Raw genomic sequence first — 20,152 nt, forward strand, 5'->3', positions numbered from 1 at the left:
ACTAGGCCAGGGCGTGCGGCCCCTGGCCGGCGGCTGCGCGAACCGCCGAGCCCAGTTTTTCCAGCAGGCGCGGCGCCGCGCGCGCCTGCTGCCAATAGAGCGGCACTGGCAGCGTCGAACCGGGAACCAGCTCCACCAGCCTGCCTTCCCGGATGGCTTCGGCCACCATGCTGGCCGGATGCATGCCCCAGCCCATGCCAGCACAAGCCGCTTCGACAAAAGCGGTGGGAGAGGGCACCCAGTGCCGCGGCGTCTCGACATTGCGGTGGCAAATGCGCCGCACCCAGCGCGCCTGCAGCCGGTCCTTGCGGTCGAACACCAGGCTCGGCGCGCTCGCCAGCGTGCGCGCACCCACGCCCTTGGCGAAATGGTCGCGCACGAATGCGGGGCTCGCGGCCGCCACGTAGTGCATCGTGCCCAGTGCCTCGCTGTTGCAGCCTGCCACCGGCTTCGCCAGCGCGGTCACTGCCGCCAGCACCGCGCCGCTGCGCAGCCGTTCGGCCGTGTGGTCCTGGTCGTCCACCGTGAGGTCGAGCAGCACCGTCTGCGCCTGCGCCGTGAAGGCTGCCGCTGCCGCGATGAACCACGTCGCGAGGCTGTCGGCGTTGACGGCCACGCGCACCGTCAGCCGCTCGTCGCCGGCCTCGCCGCTGCCCATGCCCAGCGCGGGCAGGGCGTCGCGCAGCTCGTGCTCCAGCATGCCTACGCGCTCGACGTGGCGGCACAGCTGCAGCCCAGCTTCGGTAGCCACGCAGGGCTGGCCGCGCACGAGCAATGCGCCGCCGGTGCGCTCTTCGAGCTGCTTGATGCGTTGCGACACCGCCGACGGCGTGACGTGGAGCGCGCGGGCCGCGCGTTCGAAGCTGCCCTCGCGCACGACGGCTGCAAGGGCGTTCAGGGCGGCATAGTCGAGCATGATGGCGATGAAGTAAAACTGAATTGGCGTTAGAAGGTTTAGTTTGAATTAACCGTGTGCAGGCCGCAAGCTCGGACCATGCAAGCCGTACAAGCCACCCCCGCCTTCGCCAACGGGCTCTTCATGAGCCTGGTCCTCATCGTCGCCATCGGCGCGCAGAACGCCTACGTGCTGCGCCAGGGCTTGCGCCGCGAGCACGTGGGCGCGGTGGTGCTGTTCTGCGCGGCCAGCGACGCTTTGCTGATCGGCGCCGGCGTGGCCGGCATGGCGCAGGCGCTGAAGGGCCGCCCGATGCTGGCCACCGTGCTCGCGGCACTCGGCGCCGTCTTTCTTTGCGGCTACGGGCTGAAGGCGCTTTGGCGCTCGCGCCGGCCGGCCGCGCTGCAGGCCAGCGCGCAGGGCGTGTCGCTGTCGCGCGCGGCCGTGGTCGCGCAGGCTGCGGGCTTCACGCTGCTCAATCCGCACGTCTACCTCGACACCGTGCTGCTCGTGGGCAGTGCCGGGGCGCAGTACGCGGGGTTGCTGAAGGTCTGGTTCGTGGCGGGCGCGGCCACGGCCAGCGCGCTGTGGTTCACCTCGCTGGGCTTCGGTGCGCGCCTGCTTGCGCCGGTGTTCGCCCGGCCACGCGCCTGGCAGATGCTCGACGGGCTCATCGGCGGCACCATGCTCCTGCTGGCCGCCATGCTGGCCCATCGCGCCTTCAGCGGGCTCTGAAGCGGGCTCCGAGGCCAGGGGCGCCGGGCGTTAAGCTCGCCGCATGCCCCAGAAGAAAGCCGCCCCAGCCGCCCGTCCCGCCGCAACCAAGCGCCCATCGAAGCCCAGCGAGGTTCGCATCATCGGCGGCGAATGGAAGCGCACCCGCCTTGCCGTGGCCGACAAGCCCGGCCTGCGCCCCACGCCCGACCGGGTGCGCGAAACCCTCTTCAACTGGCTCGCAAGCCTGGCCGGTGCCGGCGGTGGCGAACTGCCGGGCTGGCACTGCGTCGACGCCTTCGCCGGCACCGGCGCGCTGGGCCTGGAAGCCGCCTCGCGCGGCGCCGCGAACGTGTTGCTGTGCGAGCAGGACGCGGCGCTGGTCGCTCAACTGCAGGCCGCAAAGGCCAAGCTGTCGGCCGAGGCCGTGCGCATCGAGCGCGGCAACGGCGTGACCGCGCTGGAGCGCACGCCCGCCGGCAGCCTCGACGCCGTGTTCCTCGATCCCCCTTTCGACAGCACCGCGCTCTACGAGCCGGCCCTGCGCGCCGCCGCGCGCGCGCTGCGTGCGGGAGGCTCGGTGTACCTCGAGGCGCCGCGCCGCTGGAGCGACGAAGAGCTCGCCGCCTTCGGCCTCGTCGGCTTCCGTTACCTGAAGGCCGGCGCCGTGCATGCCCATCTGCTTCGGCCGGCCCCGGAGGGGACTGCATAATCCGCCGAACAAGCCGCATCGGCAGCATGAGGAAGAAGCAACCATGGCCAGCAACGTGATCGCGGTTTACCCCGGCACTTTCGACCCCATCACCCTCGGTCACGAGGACGTGGTGCGGCGCGCAACCCAGCTCTTCTCCAAGGTGATCGTCGCCGTCGCGGCGGGTCACCACAAGAAGGCGCTCTTCACGCTGTCCGAGCGCATGGACATGGCCCGCGAGGCGGTGAAGCCCTACAGCGACCAGGTCACGGTCGAGAGCTTCTCCGGCCTGCTGCGCGACTTCGTCGTCGCGCGCGGCGGCAAGGCCATGGTGCGCGGCCTGCGCGCCGTGACCGACTTCGACTACGAGTTCCAGCTCGCGGGCATGAACCGTTCGCTGATGCCCGACGTCGAGACCGTGTTCCTGACTCCCAGCGACAAGTACCAGTTCATCTCCAGCACCTTCGTGCGCGAGATCGCCATGCTCGGCGGCGAGGTCCACAAGTTCGTTTCCCCCAACGTGGAGCAGCAGCTGGCCGCCAAGGTTCGCAGCCTCGGCCGTGAATAAACCCCGATGAGCGGCACCCCGCCGCCACGGCTGCATCTTCTGGGCGATGCAGCGCTCTTGTGCGAGCTGCCTGCGCCCGCCACGCTGGCGCAGCAGCAGCGCATCTGGGCGCTTGCCGAGCGTGCGCGCCAATGGCCCGGCGTCGGTGAGACGCTGCCGGGCATGAACAACCTCACGCTGACCTTCGACCCGACCGCGATCGATCTCGACACGCTCACGGCCCATGTGCTGGAGGCCTGGCCGAAGCTGCCGGCCGGTGGCGCGCTGGGCCGGCTGGTCGAGATCCCCGTGGCCTATGGCGGCGAGCACGGGCCCGACCTGGCCGACGTCGCGGCCCACACCGGCTTCACGCCGGCCGAGGTGGTGCGGCGCCACAGCGCGGGCGAATACATCGTCTACCTGCTCGGCTTCCTGCCGGGCTTCGCCTTCATGGGCGGGCTGCCACCCGAACTCGCCACGCCTCGCCGGGCCGAGCCGCGCACCGCGGTGCCGGCGCGCTCGGTCGGCATCGGCGGCGAGCAGACCGGCATCTATCCGCTGGCGTCGCCCGGTGGCTGGCAACTGATCGGGCGCACCCCGCTCGAGCTGTTCGACCCCACGGCCGCATCGCCCACGCTGCTGCGCCCCGGCGACCGCGTGCGCTTCGTCGCGGAAAGCGTGCAGACATGATCGTCGTGCAGAAACCCGGCGTGCTCGCCTCGGTGCAAGACCTGGGGCGGCACGGCCATCGCCAACTCGGCATCTGCCCCGGCGGCGCGCTGGACGTGCTTTCGCTCACGCTGGCCAACCGGCTGGTGGGCAACGCCGACGGCGCCGCGGGCCTCGAACTCACCATGGGCGGCTGCGAACTGCGCTTCGAAGCCGCCACGCGCATCGCGCTGACTGGCGACGACTTCACGGCCACGCTCGACGGCGTGCCGCTGCGGCCCTGCTGGAGCGTGCCGGTGGCGGCCGGCCAGACCCTGAAGCTCTCGGGCGCCAACGCGCCGGGTGCGCAGAAGGCCGGACTGCGCAGCTGGCTCGCGGTGGCGGGCGGCATCGACGTGCCGCAGATCATGGGCTCGCGCAGCACCGACCTGAAGGCCGGCTTCGGCGGCCACCAGGGGCGCCCGCTGCGCAAGGGCGACCGCCTGCCGCTGGGCACGCCCAGGCTCGACGCCGCGCAACTCGCCCGCCGCCCCTTCGGTCTGCGCGGCCCGGACTGGGGCCCCGCGGAAGCCGACGGCGCCATCGCCTTGCGCGTGCTGCCCGGCCCCGAGTTCGAGCAATTCACCCTGGCCGCGCGCGACCTGCTGTGGGGTGAACCCTGGCGCATCACGCCGCAAAGCAACCGCATGGGCAGCCGCCTTGCGGGCGCCGAACTCAAGCGCAAGCGCGGCGGCGACATGCTGTCGTCGGGCGTCATTCCCGGCACGGTGCAGGTGCCGCCGTCGGGCCAGCCGATCATCCTGATGGGCGATGCGCAGACCACCGGCGGCTACCCGCGCATCGGCGTGGTGATCCGCGCCGACTTGTGGAAGCTGGCACAGGCGCCATTGGGCGGCAGGCTGCGGCTGGTGCAGGTCGACCAGCCGCAGGCGCTGGCCGCGTGGGCGCAGCAGCAGCGCTATCTTGCGCAGGTGGCGCAGGGGTTGGCCGCTGCAGGCTGGCCGGGCAGGGCATAGACTTTCCGCAAAGGAAACGCCCCATGCACATCGACCTCAACGCAGACCTCGGCGAAGGCGCCGGCAGCGACGAAGAACTGCTCGCGCTCGTGAGCTCCGCCAACATCGCCTGCGGCTGGCACGCCGGCGACGCCAAGACCATGCAGCAGTGCGTGCGCTGGGCCATGCGCCACGGCGTGGCCATCGGCGCGCACCCGAGCTTTCCGGACCGCGAGAACTTCGGCCGCAGCACCATGCACCTGCCGCCCGACGAGATCGTGGCCAACGTGCTCTACCAGATCGGCGCGCTGGCGGCCATCGTGAAGGCGGAGGGCGGCAAGCTGTCGCACGTGAAGGCCCATGGCCAGCTCTACAACCAGGCGGCGAAGGAGCCCGAGTTGGCCGACGCGCTGTGCGAGGCGGTTCGCCGCTTCGACCCCACGCTCAAGTTCTTCGGCCTCGCGGGCAGCGGCATGATCGACGCGGCCCGCCGTGCCGGCCTGGAGCCCGTCGAAGAGGTGTTCGCCGATCGTGGCTACATGCCCGACGGCAGCCTCGTGCCGCGCAGCGAGCCCGGCGCGCTCATCGACAGCGAAGAGCGCGCGATTGCGCAGACGCTTTCGATGGCGCGGGACCACCGCGTGACGGCCATCGACGGCAGCGCGGTGCCCGTCAATGCGCAGACCGTGTGCCTGCATGGCGATGGCGCCCATGCCCTGGCCTTCGCGCGCCGCATCCGCGAACGGCTGCAGGCCGAAGGCATCGCGGTGCGGTCGGCGGCCTAACGCTCAGGGCCCGCTCAGAACCGTTCCCACTCGCCTTCGGCCATCGCCAGCTTGGGCGCCGCCGCAACGGCCGCCACGCGGGCGCGGACGGGCAGAGGCGCTGGCGTCTTCGCCTTGCCGGCCTTGGGCTTGATGACCGGTGCGACGAGCACGGCGCCCTGATGGCGGTCGTCCAGCTTGAACACGCTCACGGCCTGGAGCAGGTTGCCCGCCTGGTCCCGCAGCGAGGCCGCCGCGGCCGAGGCTTCTTCCACCAGCGCCGCGTTCTGCTGCGTGACCTGGTCCATCTGCGAAATGGCCTGGTTGATCTGCTCGATGCCCGAGGTCTGCTCCTGGCTCGCGGCGGTGATCTCTCCCATGATGTCGGTCACGCGGCGCACGCTGCCCACGATGTCGTCCATCGTGCGGCCCGCCTCGCCGACGAGCGCCGTGCCGGCGTCCACCTTGCTGACCGAGTCGCCGATGAGATCCTTGATTTCCCTGGCTGCCGCGGCCGAGCGCTGCGCCAGGTTGCGCACCTCGCCGGCCACCACCGCGAAGCCCCGGCCCTGCTCGCCGGCGCGCGCTGCTTCCACCGCGGCGTTGAGCGCCAGGATGTTGGTCTGGAAGGCAATGCCGTCGATCACGCCGATGATCTCGACGATCTTGCGCGACGACGCATCGATGGAGGCCATGGTCTCGACCACCTTGCCCACCACGTCGCCGCCCTTGAGCGCCACTTCCGAGGCCGACACGGCCAGCTGGTTGGCCTGGCGGGCGTTGTCCGCGTTCTGCTTCACGGTGGAGGTCAGCTCTTCCATGGAGGCCGCGGTCTGCTCCAGCGAACTGGCCTGCTCCTCGGTGCGCGAGGAAAGGTCTTCGTTGCCCTGGGAGATCTGTGCGCTGGCGCTGGCCACGCCTTCCGCGTTGCCGCGCACCAGGCCCACGGTGCGCGCCAGGCTTTCCTGCATGCGCTGCAGCGCGGTGAGCATGCGGCCGGTCTCGTCGGTGGACTGCACCTCGATCGCCTCGCCGAGGTCGCCCTGGGCGACGCGGTCGGCCACCGCGACGGCACGGTTGAGCGGACGCGTGATGGAGCGCGTGATCAGCCATGCCGACAGGATGCCCACGATGGCGGCAAGCACCGAAGTGGCGACCATGATGTCGACCGCGGTCTCGGCGGCATCGTTGGCCGCTGCCGAGGCCTGGTTCATCTGCCCGCTCGTGAACTCGACCATATCCCGCAAGGCGGCCAGGTATGCGGCCTGGGTCTTGTTGCGCTCGCCGAAGAGCATCTGCGTGGCTTCTTCCGGGCGATTGGCCATGGCCAGTTCGGCCACCGCGTTGGTGAAGGAGCGGTAGTCGGCGAGGCGGGTCTTCAGGGCGGCCAGCAGTTCGCGGCTGCGGTCGTTGTCCACCAGCTTGTCGAGTATGGCCATCTGCCGGTCGGTCTCGGCCCTCGACTGTTCCAGCGTCTGCCTGTTGGTGGCCCTGAGGGCCTCGTCTTTTACGAGGATCAGGTTGCGTGTCATGCGCGTCACGTCGGCTGCCTGATAAGACATCTCGCGCGCGGCTTCGATCTTGGGCGAGATGTTGGACGTGATGCGCGTGGTCGTGGCGTCCAGGTAGTGAAGGCGATTGATGCCCACGAAGGCGACGGCTGCCAGCAGGAGCAGCAGCAGTCCGAACACAAGACCCAGGCGCGCACTGATTTTCAGATTTTTCACGGTAGTGGAGGAAGTTGACGACGAAAGGACACCTGTGCGCTGCAAGCGGCCTTGCCTTTTTCTGTACAACGCACGACCTGTTTTCTATCGACGGCGGCGGACGAAGGGATTAGAGGTTTTTTTGCACTTAACACTTCCATAAAGTTCATGAATGCCTGCGGAAGCGCGTTTGTTGGCGTTTGCAGGCGCCCGTTGCGCAATCCGTTCGGTCGATGATGTCCGCCCTTGTCGTTCTTTCCGGAAATTCGAAATTGAGCTTGTTGAGTTTTGGCAGACGGTCATTCGTGGACCTCAATGAGTTGGCTCTCTTTCTGCAGGTGGCCCGCCTCGGGAGCTTCGCGCTGGCGGGCAAGGCCCTTGGCGTTCCCGCCAGCACGGTGAGCCGCCGGGTGAAGAACATCGAACAGCAGCTGGGGGTGCGGCTCATGCAGCGCTCCACGCGGCGCCTCGTGCTCACGGAGGCGGGGCGGCTGCTGGTGCAACGCTGCGAAGCGCACTTCAGCGCCATCGGCGAGGTCACCCGCGAAGTGCTGGACGGCGTGGGCATGGTGAGCGGCACCTTGCGGATCGCCACGCCATCGGACTTCTTCGACTGGTTTCCCCTCGGCTGGATCGGGGAGTTCCGTGCCATGCATCCCAAGGTGCGGCTGGAGATCTTCGCGCAGGACGCGCTGGCCGACGTGATCGGCGACGGCATCGACATCGCGTTCCGCGCGGGCAAGCTCGAGAACTCCCGCCTGGTCGCGATCCTGCTCACGACGACTTCGGTCTTCCTGGTTGCGAGCGCGGGCTACCTGTCGTTGCGCGGCACGCCACGCGATCCCGAGGACCTGGCCTCGCACGACGGGCTCATGTTGCGCAGTTCACCAAGCCAGAGCCAGCGCGAATGGCGCGTGGTGGGCCCTGCCGGCGAGGTCCGCCTGGAGGTGCAGAGCCGGTTCAGCGCCAACGCCATGGGTCTGCTGCGCGATGCGGCCGTGGAGGGGCTCGGCATTGCGCTGCTGCCCGAGGTGCTGATCCGCAGCGAACTCGATGCGGGACACCTGCAGCGCGTGCTGCCCGAGTACGGCCAGCCTTCGGTCAGCCTGTCGCTGCTGTACCCGAGCCGCCAGCAGATCCGCAAAGCGGCTTCGGCGTTCGTGGAGTTCGCGGTGGCCAAGTTCGGCGGCAAGACCGCCAGGCGCTGATCAGGCGAAGTGCTTCGCGAGCCAGCCGTTCAATGCGGCGTTGACGACTTCGGGCTTTTCCATCGTCAGCATGTGGCCGCACGCGGGCACCCACACCACTTCGGCCTGCGGCAGCAGCGCGGCCATCTCGCGGGTGCACTCGGGCGGCGCGAGCTTGTCGTCGTCGCCGCACATCAGCAGCACCGGCGCGCGCACCGAGCCCAGGTGCAGCCGCGCGTCGGGCCGCCGCATCACCGCGCGGTTCTGGCTGATGAGCTGCTGCGCGCCCGCGCCAAGCACGATGTCGAGGTAGCGCTGCACCAGCACATCATCGGCCGCCTGTGCGGGATGAAAGGCGAAGTAGACGTTCGGCTCTATCACGTCGCGCAACTCGCCGCGCTCGAAGTACTCGATGGCGCCTTCGCGCAGCGTGAACATCTCGGGCGTCTCGGGCCGTGCGCTGGTGCCCAGCAGGGCGAGCCCGGCGATGCGGTCGGGCGCCTGGCGGGCCGCTTCCATCGCGACCATTCCGCCCATCGACGCGCCGCACAGCACCAGCGGGCCGTGGTTGTCGCGCAGCACCGCGGCGGCCATGCCCTCGATGGTGCCGTTGTGCCGCTGGGCGTCGCTCACGCGGGTGTCGAAGGCGGGGGGAAGTGCGGGGATCTGGGCTTCCCAGATGCGCTCGTCGCAGGCGAGGCCGGGCAGCAGGACTAGATTTGGCATGGGTGGATTCTGCGCGATCATGGCCACCGGCGTAACGTCATAGGCTTCATGGCCAGCAGCCACGGCAGTCTTCGGTCGACATACTTTGCGGTACATGTCGAAGGACTCCGAAAAATGAATCTGGTCGAACGCGTGCAGTCCATCCTGCTCAAGCCCAAGGCGACCTGGCCGGTGATCGATGCCGAGCCGGCCGACCCCGCATCGCTCTACAGGAACTACGTGATGATCCTCGCGCTGATACCGGCGGTGGCGAGCTTCATCGGCCTTTCGCTCATCGGCATCGGCGCCTTCGGCATCAGCTTCCGCGTGCCGATCGTCTCGGGGCTCGCGCACATGGTCGTGGGCTATGTGCTGTCGCTGGTGATGGTGTTCGTGCTCGCGCTCATCATCGACGCGATGGCGCCGACCTTCGAAGGCACGAGGAGCCAGATCGGCGCGCTCAAGCTGTCGGCCTATGCCAGCACCGCGGCCTTCGTGGGCGGCGTGTTCAGCCTGCTGCCGTCGCTGTCGATCATCGGCGCGCTCGCGGCGCTCTACGGCATCTACCTGCTCTACACCGGCCTGCCCGTGCTCATGCGCTGCCCACCCGACAAGGCGGTGCCGTACACGGCCGTGGTGGTGGTGTGCGCCATCGTCGGCGGCGGCATCATCGGCTGGGTGCTGGCGCTGCTCACGCCGTCGCCCATGCGACTGGGCGCGGCCTCGCCCGCCGATGCGGTGGCGGCCTTGCAACAGCTGGTTGCGGCAAACGCCTGAGCCGTCACGCCCAGCGTGGAAAATGGGCGCAATGCCCACGCCCAAACCCGACTCCACCACCGACCTGATCCTCATCCGCCACGGCGAGACCGCCTGGAACCGCGAGTTGCGCTTCCAGGGCCATGCCGACGTCCCGCTCAACGACATCGGCCATGAGCAGGCCCGCCGCCTCGGCCTGCGGCTGGCCAGCGAAACCGCGGTGCAGCACATCCTGAGCAGCGACCTGATGCGCGCGCAGCAGACCGCGGCACCCGGCGCGCAGCAGCTGTCGCTGCCGGTGGTCACCTCGGCGGCCTTGCGCGAGCAGTTCTTCGGCGTGGCCGAGGGCATGCGTTCCGACGAGATCCAGAGCCAGCATCCGCGCGCCTGGGAAGAGTGGCTGGAGTTCCGCGAGGACCACGCCATGCCCGAGGGCGAAACGCCGCGCGAGTTCCACACCCGCATCATCGCGGCGCTGGGCAACATCGCCGCCGCGCACAAGGGCCAGTACCTGATCGTCGTCACCCACGGCGGCGTGCTCGACATGGTGTGGCGCACCGCGCGCGGCCTGAGCCTGAGCGGACCGCGCCGCAGCGAGATCCCCAACGCGGGCTTCAACCGCATCCGCATTGCCGACCCCGCAAGGCCCGAAGAGATCGAGATCGTCGACTGGGCCGACACGCGCCATCTGGCCGACCTGCCGCCGCAGCCGACCTACGACCAGACGCGGCACCTGAAGAACAAGGACTGAGCGTCCCCCGCCCGCTCAGCCCCGCAAGAGCTGGCCCAGCCCCAGCCGCTCGTAGACAGCGGCCGTCTGCCGGCGCAGGCGCAGGGACTCCGGCTGTCCGTTGAGCTGCTGCTGAAGGATGCCTTGCGCCCCCGTCAGCGAAGCCTCCGTGCCGGTGCGCACCAGCGCGTCAAGGTAGAGCTGCTCGAACAGGTCGCGTTGCGCATGGCTGCCGCCGATCTCGATCATGCGCGGCAGCGCCGTGCCCAGCCCTTCGATGGCCGCCGCGAGATCGCCGCGCGCGTGCGCCACCAGTCCGTGCGCCGCCGGCACGCACACGCGCTGCCAGGCGGCGCGCGTCGAGGGCGGCGCATGCGGCGCGAAGGCCTCGATGTTGCGCAGCAGCACATCGGCCTCGAGCCTGCCGGCACGCGCAAGGCCGTAGAGGTACTGCAGGTCGAGAAAAGGCAGCACATGGTCGGCCTGCCGCTGCAGCAGGTAGCCCGCCACGTCGTCCCATCGCGTGCCGACGTCGATGCCGGCAAGCTCCAGCCGGGCCAGCAGCGAGACCGCGCCGATCTGGTCCTGCGAGTAGTCCTTGACCACGCCCCAGGCGTGCTGGTCGTACACCGCGAGTGCCTCGGCGTCATGGCCCAGGTCGATCAGGAACAGCGCCACGTGCCACCAGTTGTGGGTGACCATGAACGAGTTGAGCCCGGTCCATGTGTCGCTCACGCTCTTCATGAATGCCAGCCCCTCGGCGAGCCGGCCTTCGGTGAGCATCACATGCGCCAGCGCATGGTGCGCCCACGGCTCCTTGCGGCACATGCCGATGGCGTGGCGCGCACTGGCTTCGGCCTCGCGCATCAGGTGGCACTGTTCGTAGCCGAACGCGGCCATGCCGTGCACATAGGGCACGTCCGCCGCATGCGGCAGCACGGCCAGCGCCAGCCGCAGCATGCCGGGGCAGTCGCCGGTGTTGAAGCAGTGGTACTGGCCGAGCTTGACCGACACCAGGTCGCGCGGATGCTCGCGTGCCTGCTCGGCGTGCAGCGCGATGGCTTTGGCGATGTCGCCCTTTGCCCAGGCCTCGATGGCCGCGATGTAGCGGCGCTCGCGCGGCGTGGCGCGCGCGGCGCCGGCCAGTGCCTTGTCCAGGAAGGGCCGCGCATTGGCCACGGCCTCGCGCGATTCCGCGAACAGGTGCAGCGTGGCGCAGTAGGCCTGCACGATGGGGCTCGCGTCGGTATCGGCCGCCGCGAGCAGGTTGACGGCGCGGGCCTCGGTCGAGACGAAGCCCATGACGAAGTCGTCGACCAGCGGCAGGCTGGCGGCGTCGTCGAGGGTGAGCGGGTTGCCGAGGCTGTCGGCGAGAGATTTTCCGGAGGGCATGGCGGCATGGTGCCATGCCCCCGGAGATGCTTCAACGGCTCAGACGCCGGCCTGCTGGTGCCGGTACTCCTGCGTCTGCCCGCCATAGCCGTAGGCCGCGGCGCGCGCATCGATCACGTGGATGTACGACACCTCGTGCAGGTCGGGCCGGATCTTCGCCATGGCCGCATGCACCTCGCGCAGGTAGCGCGCCTTCTCGGCCTTGGTGTTGGTCTCGTCGGTGACGCTGATGTCCAGGTGAAATGCCGACTTGCCGAGCGAGGCGAGCGACTGGCCGCCGATGAACCAGGCGTCGGCGGCGATGTACTGCACCGTGATGGCGATGACCGGCAATTGCTTGCCGAGCACGCTCTGCGTGAGTTCGGCAACCGTGTCGACGGTCTTGCGGGTGAGGGCGGCGTCGGGTTCGCCGGAGAGGTGGACAACGATGTGGGGCATGGTGGGCTCCTTGGTGAAGGGTGGGTCGATGGGGTGATTGTGGGCGCCCCTTTGTCATCGGAAAAGCAGGAAGATATGATGGGATTCATCGGATAAACGGATGGATTGACCATGCAAGGCTTCGACCTCGAGCAGCTCCGCACCCTCGCCGCGGTGATCGACGCGGGCAGTCTCACGGCGGCCGCGCCGCGCGTGTTTCTTTCGCAGTCGTCGGTCAGCGAGCAGATACGCAAGCTGGAAGAAAGGGCGGGCCAATCGCTGTTCACGCGCAGCAAGGCCGGCGTGTCGCCTACGGAGGCCGGCACCCGGTTGCTGGCCTACGCAAGGCGCATCCTCGCGTTGAGCGACGAGGCGTTCCGCGACCTGCACGGCGAGGTGCTGCAGGGCGAACTGCGCCTGGCCGTCACCGACTACTTCCGCCCCGCCGACCTGACGCGGCTGCTGGGACGGCTCGGCGAGAGCTACCCGCGCGTGCGGCTGCACGTGAGCATCCTCAAAAGCGACGAGCTGCGTGCCGCCTATGCACGAGGAGATTTCGACGTGGGCCTCGGGATGAACATCACCGGCGTGTCCGCTGGGCAGCCGCGCGCGCCGGTGCTGCGGCGCGAGTCGCTGGCGTGGCTCGGCGCGACGGGCATGCGGCTCGTGCGCGGTGAGCCGGTGCGGCTGCTCGTCCTGCCGGACACCTGCTCGCTGCACCAGTTCACTGTCGCCCTGTTGCGGCGGCGGCGCGTGGCCTATTCGCTCGCGCATGTGGCTTCGGGCGTGGCGGGGCTGCAGTCGGCGCTGGCCGCGGGGCTGGGCGTGGCCTGCCTCAACGAATCCGCGATCAGCGAGGGCGTGGCGCGGCTGGCGACGCCGCACGGGCTGCCGCCACTGCCGAAGGTGGTGTTCCAGTTCCTGCCGGCGCGGCGGGGGGAGACGGCGTTCGTCACCAAGGCCCGGGAGCTGCTGGCTTCCCACCTCGCGTGAGCTCCCCGGCCAGGCTCAGGGGCAGCCTTCGGCCACCGCGCGGAACACGTCGATCAGTTCCGCCTCGTCCTGCTGCGAGCCGTAGTCGCTGAGCTTCACCACGACGGTGTGGTGCCTGGGGTTGACGTACACGAACTGGCTGTAGACGCCGATCGCGCTGTAGTCGCCATGCTTCTCGTAGCCGGGCGGGTGCCACCACAGCGCCGCGTACATCCAGCCCGGCTCCGCCTCGGCCACCGGCGTGGTGATGCGGGCCATCCATGCGGGCGAGATCAATGTGCGGTCGCCGACCTTGCCGCCTGCGAGCGCGAGCAGGCCGAGCTTGGCGAAGTCTCGCGGCGTCGCGTTCAGGTTGCCAAAGCCTCTCTCGATGCCGCCGGCATGGTCGAGGTTCCAGCTCGCATCGTCCTGCGCGCCTAGCGGGCCCCACAGCCGGCGCTCGAGCACCTTCGCAAGGGGCTCGCCTTCGACCCGCGCCACGATCATCGACAGATACTGCGCGTCGATGCTGCGGTACTCCGACCGGGTTCCCGGTGGGAATGCGAGCGTGCGGTTTTTCATCACATAGCTGCGAAGCTCGGTGGTGATCTGCATGCCGCCTACGCCGGTGAAGGGCTTGAGTTCCGAGTAGTCCTCGCTCACGTCGATGCCGCTCTTCATGTCGAGCAGGTCGCGCACGGTGATGTCGTCGAACTTGCCGCCGGTGGCGAACTCGGGCAGCACCGCCACCAGCTTCGTGTCTTCGGACAGCTTGCCTTCGGCGATCAGTTGCCCGACGAGAATGCCCACGACGGACTTGGCGATGGACCACGAAGACTCGCGCGCCGTCTTCTTGCCTGGCTCGCTGTACCACTCGTTCACCAGGGTTCCGCGGCACATGACCAGGAACGCGTTGGTCCGGGTCTCCCGCAGCACGCTCAAGATGTCGGCGTTGTTGCCTTTCCAGGGCACTGTCGCGGCAAGGGGCCGCAACTGCTCGGGAATCGGCCGCGGCTGCGGCGAGGCGGCGATCGTGCGGGTGTCGTAGAGCGCCTCTACTTCCGATCTTGGCGTGAACAGGAACCGGACGAGGAACACCGGGTTCTTCATCTCGATCGCGGCGGTGAAGGCGAAGCCGCCGGCGATCACGATCAGGACGGCTACTGCGGCGACGAGCCCAGGCTTGCGGCCCCGAGGCCTGGATGCCGCAGTTGAAATGCCCATGCGAGTGTCCCTTCTTGATGTGATGCACTCAGCATGGGATTTTCTCGCAGCTACGCCGAGTTCACTCGCGCCTGGATCATCTTCCAGCCGTTGCCCGCGGGGTCGCGAAAGCCTGCGTCCACGCTGCCGTAGCGTTCCATGGGCTCCTGCGTGAACTCAACGCCCAGCTCACGCATCCGCTGGCAGGCCGCTCGGCAGTCGGCCACGTTCAGGACCAGCGGCGGCATCGCGCCCTTGGCCACCATGGCGCGCAGCGTCTGGGCGGTCGCCTCGTCGTGTACCGGCGGCCCGGGGGTGAACAGCCCCAGCTCGAACGACGGCTGTTCCGGATGCTTCACCGTGAGCCAGCGATAGGCCCCGTTGCGAACGTCCGCGTGGACGCGGAATCCGAGCTTCTCCACATAGAACGCCAGCGCCTCGTCCTGGTCGTCCACGTACAAACCCACTACACCGATACCTTGGCTCATTGCATCTCCTTGGTTGAAAGCCGGTTTGTACCGGTCGCCGTGCGGCGGCGCTTCTCCGAAACTGCTTCGGTGAGATCGGGCCGTTGCGCGGCCTTGAGGACACACGCCGGCATGTGCTCGAGTTGCCGCGCCGCGGCCTGCAGGCGCGGGCGAAGCGTGCTGGGGCTTTCGCCCGTGACGTCGCGGAAGGTGCGCCCGAAGGTGCCCAGGCTTTCCCAGCCGGTGGCGAAGGCGATCTCGGTGATCGGCAGCTCGGTGTCGCGCAGCATCGCCGTTGCCCGCTCGATGCGCCGCGTCAGCAGGTAGCGGTGCGGCGGCATGCCGAAGGCCAGCTTGAACGAACGCGCGAAATGGGCTTCGGAGACACCGCTCACCGTGGCCAGCCGCTGCACCGGCCAGGCTTCGTGCGAAGCGGCGTCCATGCGGTCTTTCGCGCGCAGCAGGCGGCGCAGGAGCTGTGGGTCCTGCATGGCGGCGCCCTCAGCCGGTGCGGGGGACGGGGCGCGGGAGTCTTTGCGGGAGGGCATGGCAAGAACGCCAAGGATGGGTGGCGTACGGCGAGCTTAGCTGGCTTCGCCGTCCGCCGAACCATGCTGCCCGTCGCTGGCAGTTCAGGCCGCCGGCTGCGGGCGATATACCGTCTCGCCATTGCCTCGCGGCAGCGTGCCCGGCCTGTCCGGCAGAACGGCCAGCGAACCGGCCACCGCGAGCGCCTGGTCGCGGCGGCGCGCATCCTCGGCGTCGTGCGACCTTTCCGCCTTCTCGACGCTCGACAGCAACTGGCGCACGTCCGAGACGCGCTTGCGCTCGAGCGGGTTCGTGGTGTCGGACTCCAGCTTGCCCATGAGGTAGCGCTGGACGCGGGTCGACTCGCTCGCCGACTGCTCGACCGTCGCACCGATGCGCTTGCCGTCCTCGTAGGTGATGTCGGCGGACGCCTTGGCCTGGTCGTCGATCCGCACGTATTCGTAGAACTGCGATTCCTTCGAAGCCGTGAGAAGGAGCGACAACTCCGGCGTCAACGGGCGGTGGAAGCTCGCGCTCAGTTGCGCCTGCTGGTCCTGTTGGATGTTGCGATTGCGCGGATCCTTGCCGGTCACGCTGGTGCTCTGCGAGAGCTTGTACGAGAAGGTGTCGATTTCCTCCGGCCGCATCGGATTCGAGGAAACCGGAGGCTGCGCCATCGACGCATTGAAGTCGGCCAGGCCGCTGAGCAGGCTGTGGTCGCCCGCGTTCAGCGCGATCACGCCCGGCGCCTCGCGGCCCGCGACAGGTGCCGTCACGCCGTAGTTGCTGTTCATCTGCGAGAACGCGTCCTTGAACATCGACACGAGCACCGCGTCGCCCCGGCCCCGGCTGCCCGCCGCATCGGCCTGCTGCAGGTAGCGCGCCATGGCCTGCGCCTGCTGGGTGGCGGTTCCGAGGATGGCCGGATTGGATAGGTCGACGTCGACCTTCACCGTGCCCGACGGCCCGGTGGCGTTCACCGAACGCGACTTCGCGTCGGCATGAAACTCGAGGGTGTTGATGGCGCCCTTGCCATCGGCCTTGATGCTGGCCTTGAAGTCGATCGACGACAGCACCGCCGGATCGAACTTCATGAGGCCGCCGAGCGCCAGGCGCGGCGGAAAGGCGCTCAGGCCGTCGATGGCCTCCTGGAAGGCGCCCGATAGCTGGACAAGCGCCTTGCTCTCGGCTTCGGTGAGTTCGCCGCCGGAGACCTTGATCTGCATCGCCATGCCGTCATCCTGGCTGCCCAGGCTCAGCTCGACGGTGGCACCGCTGGCCGTGCGGATCGACAGCTTGATCTGGTTGTCGGCGTCGGTGTGCAGCGCCGGGGCGCTCGCGCCTTGCGCCGCCAGCGCCACCGACTGGGAGAAGTCGCCGGCGTCGGTGCCGAAACGCTTGAGCATCGCGGCGCCCAATCCGTTGAACCGCGTTCCGGGAGTGCCATAGACGAGGTTGCCCGCCATCAGCGAGGAGATCGCGTCGTCGGGCTGCCGCTCCCAGGTGGGTGCCGCGACCGTGAGGCCTGACATTGCATAGGTCTGTACGTCGGCCGACGTGGCCGACTGCCCGAGGCTCACCGAAACGGCCGGCGCGGCCGTTGCCGCAGTGTCCACGGGGACCGGCAGGCTGGTGGTGCGCCATGCGGTCGACGCGCCGGAAGTGGCCAGGGGGCTGACAGCGGTCGGGGTGACGATCAATACAGGCTCCTGTCGAAAAAGAAGACGCCCGAGAGCCGGGCACTCTTCCTTATCGGCAGGTTCGCCGGTTCCTGAAGGCCTCAGCCGCCTGCCCGTGGCACCTCGGGCCAGGGGCGCTGCACTTCGCGGATCTGCTCGAAGGCGCGCGAAACGCGAAGCACGCCGAGATCGTCGAAGCGCTGCCCCGCAATCTGCAGGCCGATCGGCAAGCCCGAAGCCGAGTAGCCGCAATTCACCGAAGAAGCCGGCTGCTCCGACATGTTGAACGGCACGGTGAAGCCGATGTGTTCCAGTGGATGCAACGGATCGTTCGTGGGCGAGGGCGCTTCCGCCGCTGCGGGCATGTTCGGCGACACCGGCGAGATCACGTAGTCGAAGCGCGCGCATGCGCTGACGGCGGCCACGCGCGTTGCATGGAACTGGCTGAAGCTGCGGAACACATGCTCGCCGCTGAACTCGGCCGCGCTCTCGGCCCATTCGCGGATGTAGGGCAGCACCTTGGCGCGCTGGTCGGCACGCAGCCCCTTCATGTCCACCAGCGAGCGCATGCGCCACAGGTGGTCCATTCCGTCGAGCATCGACTGCGACATGAACGGCTGCATGGGCTCGACGACCGCGCCTGCCTTCTCGAACAAGCGGGCCGCATGCTCCACGGCGGCCTGGATCTCGGGCTCGACTGCGAGCCCGCAGCCCGCGTCGAGCAGCAGCCCGATGCGCAGTCCGCGCAGATGGTCTGGCGACACGTCGAAGGCGGCCCAGTCGATGTCCTGCGCCGGCAGGCTCATGCTGTCGCGTGCATCGGGCCTGGCCAGCGCCTGCATCATCAGCGCGGCGTCGCCCACGGTGCGCGTCATGGGGCCCGCCGCGCGGCCCATGTAGGGCGGGTCGATCGGAATGCGCCCCAGGCTGGGCTTGAGCGTGAAGATGCCGCACCAGCTCGCGGGCAAACGCAGCGAGCCTCCGATGTCGGTGCCCAGGTGCAGCGGCCCGTAGCCCGCGGCGGCCGCGGCGCCGGCGCCCGCACTGGAGCCGCCCGGCGTGAGCCGCAGGTTCCAGGGGTTGCGCGCCAGCGTGTGAAAGCTGGAGAGGCCCGACGACAACATGCCGTAGTCCGGCATCGTCGTCTTGCTCACGATCACCGCACCCGCTTCTTTCAAGCGCGCGGCAGGCGGTGCGTCTGCGGTGGCGGGCCTGAGGTCGACGGCCGCTGTGCCGGCCGGCATCGGGTCGCCGCGCGTGGCGATGTTTTCCTTGATGGTCGTCGGCACGCCGTCGAGCGGGCTGCGTGCATCGCCGCGCTGCCAGCGCGCCTCCGATGCGCGCGCCTGCTCGAGCGCGGCCTCGGGCCTGAAGAGCCATGTGGCCTGGAGGTGCGGCTCCCAGCGCTCGATGTGCGCTATGACGGCCTGCGTGACCTCCACCGGCGAGAGCTTGCGGTCGCGGTAGGCCGCGGCAAGCTCCTGCGCGGTCAGGTCGTTCAGCCCCACGACAGCGCCGACAGGTCGTTGACGAAGATCGGGTTTTCCTTCCAGATGCCCTTGACGTTCTTCTTCGCCACGGTCGGGAACTGCGGCTGGTAGAGGAAGCCGTTGGCCGCGTCGGTGGCCAGCATCTTCTGCGCGTCGCCGAGCAGCTTGTTGCGCTCCGCGGTGTTGGCGGTGGTCTTGATCTTGTCGAACAGCGTGTCGAAGGCCTTCGACTGGTAGCCCCAGTAGTAGTCCGACTTTGCGTAGTTGCCGAGGTCGAAGGGCTCGACGTGCGACACGATCGACAGGTCGTAGTCCTTGTTGCCGTAAGTGCCGCTGAGCCACTGTGCCCACTCGACGTTCTGCACCTTCACCACGATGCCGATCTTGGCCAGCTGGGCCACGATCACTTCGCCGCCCTGGCGCGCATAGGGCGGCGGGGGCAGCGTCATCTTCAGTTCGAGCGGTGTCTTCACGCCGGCTTCGGCCAGCAGCTTCTTGGCCTTCTCGATGTCGAAGGGGTTGATGCCGGTGGTGTCGACATAGCCCGCTGCGCCCGGCACGTAGTGGCTGCCGATGGGCACGCCGAAGCCGTCGGCCGCGCCTTCGATCACGGCCTTGCGGTCGATGGCCGCGAGGATGGCGCGCCGCACACGCACGTCGTCCAGCGGCTTCTTGCGGTTGTTGATCGACAGGATGGTCTTGGCGCGCGAGCCGGCCAGGATCACCTGGAACTGCGGGTTCATCTTGAACTGCGGCACCACCCGCGTGCCGATGCGCGGGAACACGTCGATGTCGCCCGACAGCACCGCCGCGGCCTGCGCCGCGGTGTCGGAGATGAAGCGGAAGGTGACCTTGTTGATCTTGGCGGTGGCGGGGCTGCGGAAGCCCTCCCACTTGCTCAGCGTGATCGACGAGCCCTTGGCCCAGTTGTCGAGCTTGTAGGGGCCGGTGCCGACCGGCTTGTTGGCGTTGCCTTCGGCGCTCTTGGGCTCGACGATCACGGCCGTGGCCTGGCCCAGCACGAAGGGCAGGTCGGGGTCGATTTCCTTGTTGATGACCACCACGGTGTAGTCGTCGACCACCTGCGTGCTCAGGTTGGCGAAGGTGCGCTTGTCCTTGTTGGTGCTCTTCTCGCCGCCGGCTCGGTCGAACGAGAACTTGACGGCGGCTGCGTTGAAGGGCTCGCCGTTCTGGTACTTCACGCCGCGCTTGAGCTTGAAGGTGTACGTTTTCAGGTCGGGCGAGACTTCCCAGCTGTCGGCCAGCAGCGGCGTGACGCTGCCGTCGGCGTTGATCTTGGTGAGCGTCTCGAGGATGTTGTACTGCACCACTTCCGCGATGGCGGCGGCGGCGCCGCTGGTGGGGTCCAGGCCCGGCGGCTCGAGCGCCATGCCGATCACGATGGCGTCCTTCCTGCCCTGCGCCATGCCGGCGAGCGGGGTGGCCAGCGCAACGGTGGCGCCAGCGGTGGTGAGGAGGGTGCGGCGGTTCAACATACGTGTGATCTCCGGAAAAACAAGCCAGGTTCGAATGACTGCTTCGGCGCGCGCCGTGCCCCGAAGGGAGGCGCGACGCCGCAAAGACACGACACGCAGCACGAAAGATGCCACGTGCGCAACCGGTCATTCTCTCGCAGCGGGGGCGC

The 20,152-nt window shown here is 68.8% G+C and carries 21 protein-coding genes; 10 read left to right on the top strand and 11 right to left on the bottom strand.

The features are described 5' to 3' along the window. Window position 1: 1 nt before the first annotated feature. A complete protein-coding gene (locus ACWV14_RS06195) occupies window positions 2-916 on the bottom strand; it encodes a LysR family transcriptional regulator ArgP (RefSeq protein WP_454907683.1) in 915 nt (304 codons plus the stop codon). A gap of 78 nt (window positions 917-994) precedes the next feature. Here ACWV14_RS06195 and ACWV14_RS06200 point away from each other — a divergent pair, with 78 nt between their 5' ends. Genes ACWV14_RS06200 through pxpA form a run of 6 tightly spaced genes read left to right on the top strand, consistent with a single transcriptional unit; the run spans window position 995 to window position 5,296 of the window. After that, window positions 995-1,630, top strand: a complete 636-nt coding sequence (locus ACWV14_RS06200) for a LysE/ArgO family amino acid transporter (protein WP_422085129.1) — start codon at window positions 995-997, stop codon at window positions 1,628-1,630. 43 nt (window positions 1,631-1,673) lie between these two features. Next, window positions 1,674-2,321: an RsmD family RNA methyltransferase gene (locus tag ACWV14_RS06205; protein ID WP_454907682.1), complete on the top strand. Its 648-nt coding sequence runs from the start codon at window positions 1,674-1,676 to the stop codon at window positions 2,319-2,321. Between the two features lie 43 nt (window positions 2,322-2,364). Further along, complete coding sequence (coaD, locus tag ACWV14_RS06210; RefSeq protein ID WP_081269908.1) at window positions 2,365-2,868, top strand: pantetheine-phosphate adenylyltransferase; 504 nt, start codon at window positions 2,365-2,367, stop codon at window positions 2,866-2,868. A gap of 6 nt (window positions 2,869-2,874) precedes the next feature. Then, on the top strand, window positions 2,875-3,537 hold the full coding sequence (gene pxpB, locus ACWV14_RS06215) for a 5-oxoprolinase subunit PxpB (protein WP_454907681.1): 663 nt from the start codon (window positions 2,875-2,877) through the stop codon (window positions 3,535-3,537). Continuing rightward, window positions 3,534-4,532, top strand: coding sequence for a 5-oxoprolinase subunit C family protein (locus ACWV14_RS06220; protein WP_454907680.1), 999 nt, complete (start codon window positions 3,534-3,536; stop codon window positions 4,530-4,532). Before pxpB ends, ACWV14_RS06220 begins: the two co-directional genes overlap by 4 nt. Before the next feature lie 23 nt (window positions 4,533-4,555). Then, window positions 4,556-5,296, top strand: coding sequence for a 5-oxoprolinase subunit PxpA (pxpA, locus tag ACWV14_RS06225; RefSeq protein ID WP_454907679.1), 741 nt, complete (start codon window positions 4,556-4,558; stop codon window positions 5,294-5,296). A 14-nt stretch (window positions 5,297-5,310) separates the two neighbouring features. On the opposite strand, the gene ACWV14_RS06230 is transcribed toward pxpA, so the two are convergent. Further along, entirely contained in the window at window positions 5,311-7,002 is a 1,692-nt protein-coding gene (locus tag ACWV14_RS06230; RefSeq protein ID WP_454907678.1) for a methyl-accepting chemotaxis protein, read from the bottom strand. A 299-nt stretch (window positions 7,003-7,301) separates the two neighbouring features. Between ACWV14_RS06230 and ACWV14_RS06235 the strand changes: the two genes are divergently transcribed. Beyond that, the gene (locus ACWV14_RS06235; RefSeq protein ID WP_454907677.1) at window positions 7,302-8,189 is read left to right on the top strand and encodes a LysR family transcriptional regulator; all 888 of its coding nucleotides are present in this window, start codon (window positions 7,302-7,304) and stop codon (window positions 8,187-8,189) included. On the opposite strand, the gene ACWV14_RS06240 is transcribed toward ACWV14_RS06235, so the two are convergent. After that, window positions 8,190-8,894, bottom strand: coding sequence for an alpha/beta fold hydrolase (locus tag ACWV14_RS06240; protein ID WP_454907676.1), 705 nt, complete (start codon window positions 8,892-8,894; stop codon window positions 8,190-8,192). Between the two features lie 114 nt (window positions 8,895-9,008). On the opposite strand from ACWV14_RS06240, the gene ACWV14_RS06245 reads away from it, so the two are divergent. After that, window positions 9,009-9,650: a Yip1 family protein gene (locus ACWV14_RS06245; protein WP_454907675.1), complete on the top strand. Its 642-nt coding sequence runs from the start codon at window positions 9,009-9,011 to the stop codon at window positions 9,648-9,650. Window positions 9,651-9,681: 31 nt separating this feature from the next. Beyond that, on the top strand, window positions 9,682-10,380 hold the full coding sequence (locus tag ACWV14_RS06250) for a histidine phosphatase family protein (RefSeq protein ID WP_422085138.1): 699 nt from the start codon (window positions 9,682-9,684) through the stop codon (window positions 10,378-10,380). 15 nt (window positions 10,381-10,395) lie between these two features. Here the strand turns inward: ACWV14_RS06250 and ACWV14_RS06255 are convergent, their stop codons facing one another. Together ACWV14_RS06255 and ACWV14_RS06260 are read right to left on the bottom strand one after the other, a co-directional pair. Then, a complete protein-coding gene (locus tag ACWV14_RS06255; RefSeq protein ID WP_454907674.1) occupies window positions 10,396-11,751 on the bottom strand; it encodes a tetratricopeptide repeat protein in 1,356 nt (451 codons plus the stop codon). Window positions 11,752-11,790: 39 nt separating this feature from the next. Continuing rightward, window positions 11,791-12,189, bottom strand: a complete 399-nt coding sequence (locus ACWV14_RS06260; RefSeq protein ID WP_454907673.1) for a tautomerase family protein — start codon at window positions 12,187-12,189, stop codon at window positions 11,791-11,793. A 111-nt stretch (window positions 12,190-12,300) separates the two neighbouring features. On the opposite strand from ACWV14_RS06260, the gene ACWV14_RS06265 reads away from it, so the two are divergent. Then, window positions 12,301-13,161: a LysR family transcriptional regulator gene (locus ACWV14_RS06265; protein WP_454907672.1), complete on the top strand. Its 861-nt coding sequence runs from the start codon at window positions 12,301-12,303 to the stop codon at window positions 13,159-13,161. 15 nt (window positions 13,162-13,176) lie between these two features. Here ACWV14_RS06265 and ACWV14_RS06270 read toward each other — a convergent pair whose 3' ends face one another. From ACWV14_RS06270 to ACWV14_RS06295, 6 genes are all read right to left on the bottom strand, one after another. Beyond that, window positions 13,177-14,364 (bottom strand): serine hydrolase domain-containing protein, encoded by a 1,188-nt coding sequence (locus ACWV14_RS06270; protein ID WP_454907671.1) that lies wholly within the window; start codon window positions 14,362-14,364, stop codon window positions 13,177-13,179. A 50-nt stretch (window positions 14,365-14,414) separates the two neighbouring features. Further along, complete coding sequence (locus tag ACWV14_RS06275) at window positions 14,415-14,831, bottom strand: VOC family protein (RefSeq protein WP_454907670.1); 417 nt, start codon at window positions 14,829-14,831, stop codon at window positions 14,415-14,417. Continuing rightward, a complete protein-coding gene (locus ACWV14_RS06280; protein ID WP_454907669.1) occupies window positions 14,828-15,358 on the bottom strand; it encodes a helix-turn-helix domain-containing protein in 531 nt (176 codons plus the stop codon). The genes ACWV14_RS06275 and ACWV14_RS06280 overlap by 4 nt, the downstream gene beginning before the upstream one ends. An 84-nt stretch (window positions 15,359-15,442) precedes the next feature. Further along, complete coding sequence (locus tag ACWV14_RS06285) at window positions 15,443-17,038, bottom strand: hypothetical protein (RefSeq protein ID WP_454907668.1); 1,596 nt, start codon at window positions 17,036-17,038, stop codon at window positions 15,443-15,445. Between the two features lie 80 nt (window positions 17,039-17,118). Next, on the bottom strand, window positions 17,119-18,525 hold the full coding sequence (locus ACWV14_RS06290) for an amidase (RefSeq protein WP_454907667.1): 1,407 nt from the start codon (window positions 18,523-18,525) through the stop codon (window positions 17,119-17,121). Then, entirely contained in the window at window positions 18,516-20,003 is a 1,488-nt protein-coding gene (locus ACWV14_RS06295) for an ABC transporter substrate-binding protein (RefSeq protein ID WP_454907666.1), read from the bottom strand. The genes ACWV14_RS06290 and ACWV14_RS06295 overlap by 10 nt, the downstream gene beginning before the upstream one ends. Window positions 20,004-20,152: the final 149 nt, after the last annotated feature.

The sequence above is a fragment of the Variovorax durovernensis genome (assembly GCF_977011995.1).

Coding starts and splice junctions, on each gene's coding strand:
- ACWV14_RS06240 (WP_454907676.1), bottom strand. CDS start 8,894: ATGCCAAATCTAGTCCTGCTGCCCGGCCTCGCCTGCGACGAGCGCATC.
- ACWV14_RS06255 (WP_454907674.1), bottom strand. CDS start 11,751: ATGCCCTCCGGAAAATCTCTCGCCGACAGCCTCGGCAACCCGCTCACC.
- coaD (WP_081269908.1), top strand. CDS start 2,365: ATGGCCAGCAACGTGATCGCGGTTTACCCCGGCACTTTCGACCCCATC.
- ACWV14_RS06250 (WP_422085138.1), top strand. CDS start 9,682: ATGCCCACGCCCAAACCCGACTCCACCACCGACCTGATCCTCATCCGC.
- ACWV14_RS06280 (WP_454907669.1), bottom strand. CDS start 15,358: ATGCCCTCCCGCAAAGACTCCCGCGCCCCGTCCCCCGCACCGGCTGAG.
- pxpA (WP_454907679.1), top strand. CDS start 4,556: ATGCACATCGACCTCAACGCAGACCTCGGCGAAGGCGCCGGCAGCGAC.
- ACWV14_RS06205 (WP_454907682.1), top strand. CDS start 1,674: ATGCCCCAGAAGAAAGCCGCCCCAGCCGCCCGTCCCGCCGCAACCAAG.
- pxpB (WP_454907681.1), top strand. CDS start 2,875: ATGAGCGGCACCCCGCCGCCACGGCTGCATCTTCTGGGCGATGCAGCG.
- ACWV14_RS06295 (WP_454907666.1), bottom strand. CDS start 20,003: ATGTTGAACCGCCGCACCCTCCTCACCACCGCTGGCGCCACCGTTGCG.
- ACWV14_RS06265 (WP_454907672.1), top strand. CDS start 12,301: ATGCAAGGCTTCGACCTCGAGCAGCTCCGCACCCTCGCCGCGGTGATC.
- ACWV14_RS06220 (WP_454907680.1), top strand. CDS start 3,534: ATGATCGTCGTGCAGAAACCCGGCGTGCTCGCCTCGGTGCAAGACCTG.
- ACWV14_RS06270 (WP_454907671.1), bottom strand. CDS start 14,364: ATGGGCATTTCAACTGCGGCATCCAGGCCTCGGGGCCGCAAGCCTGGG.
- ACWV14_RS06200 (WP_422085129.1), top strand. CDS start 995: ATGCAAGCCGTACAAGCCACCCCCGCCTTCGCCAACGGGCTCTTCATG.
- ACWV14_RS06195 (WP_454907683.1), bottom strand. CDS start 916: ATGCTCGACTATGCCGCCCTGAACGCCCTTGCAGCCGTCGTGCGCGAG.
- ACWV14_RS06245 (WP_454907675.1), top strand. CDS start 9,009: ATGAATCTGGTCGAACGCGTGCAGTCCATCCTGCTCAAGCCCAAGGCG.
- ACWV14_RS06275 (WP_454907670.1), bottom strand. CDS start 14,831: ATGAGCCAAGGTATCGGTGTAGTGGGTTTGTACGTGGACGACCAGGAC.
- ACWV14_RS06260 (WP_454907673.1), bottom strand. CDS start 12,189: ATGCCCCACATCGTTGTCCACCTCTCCGGCGAACCCGACGCCGCCCTC.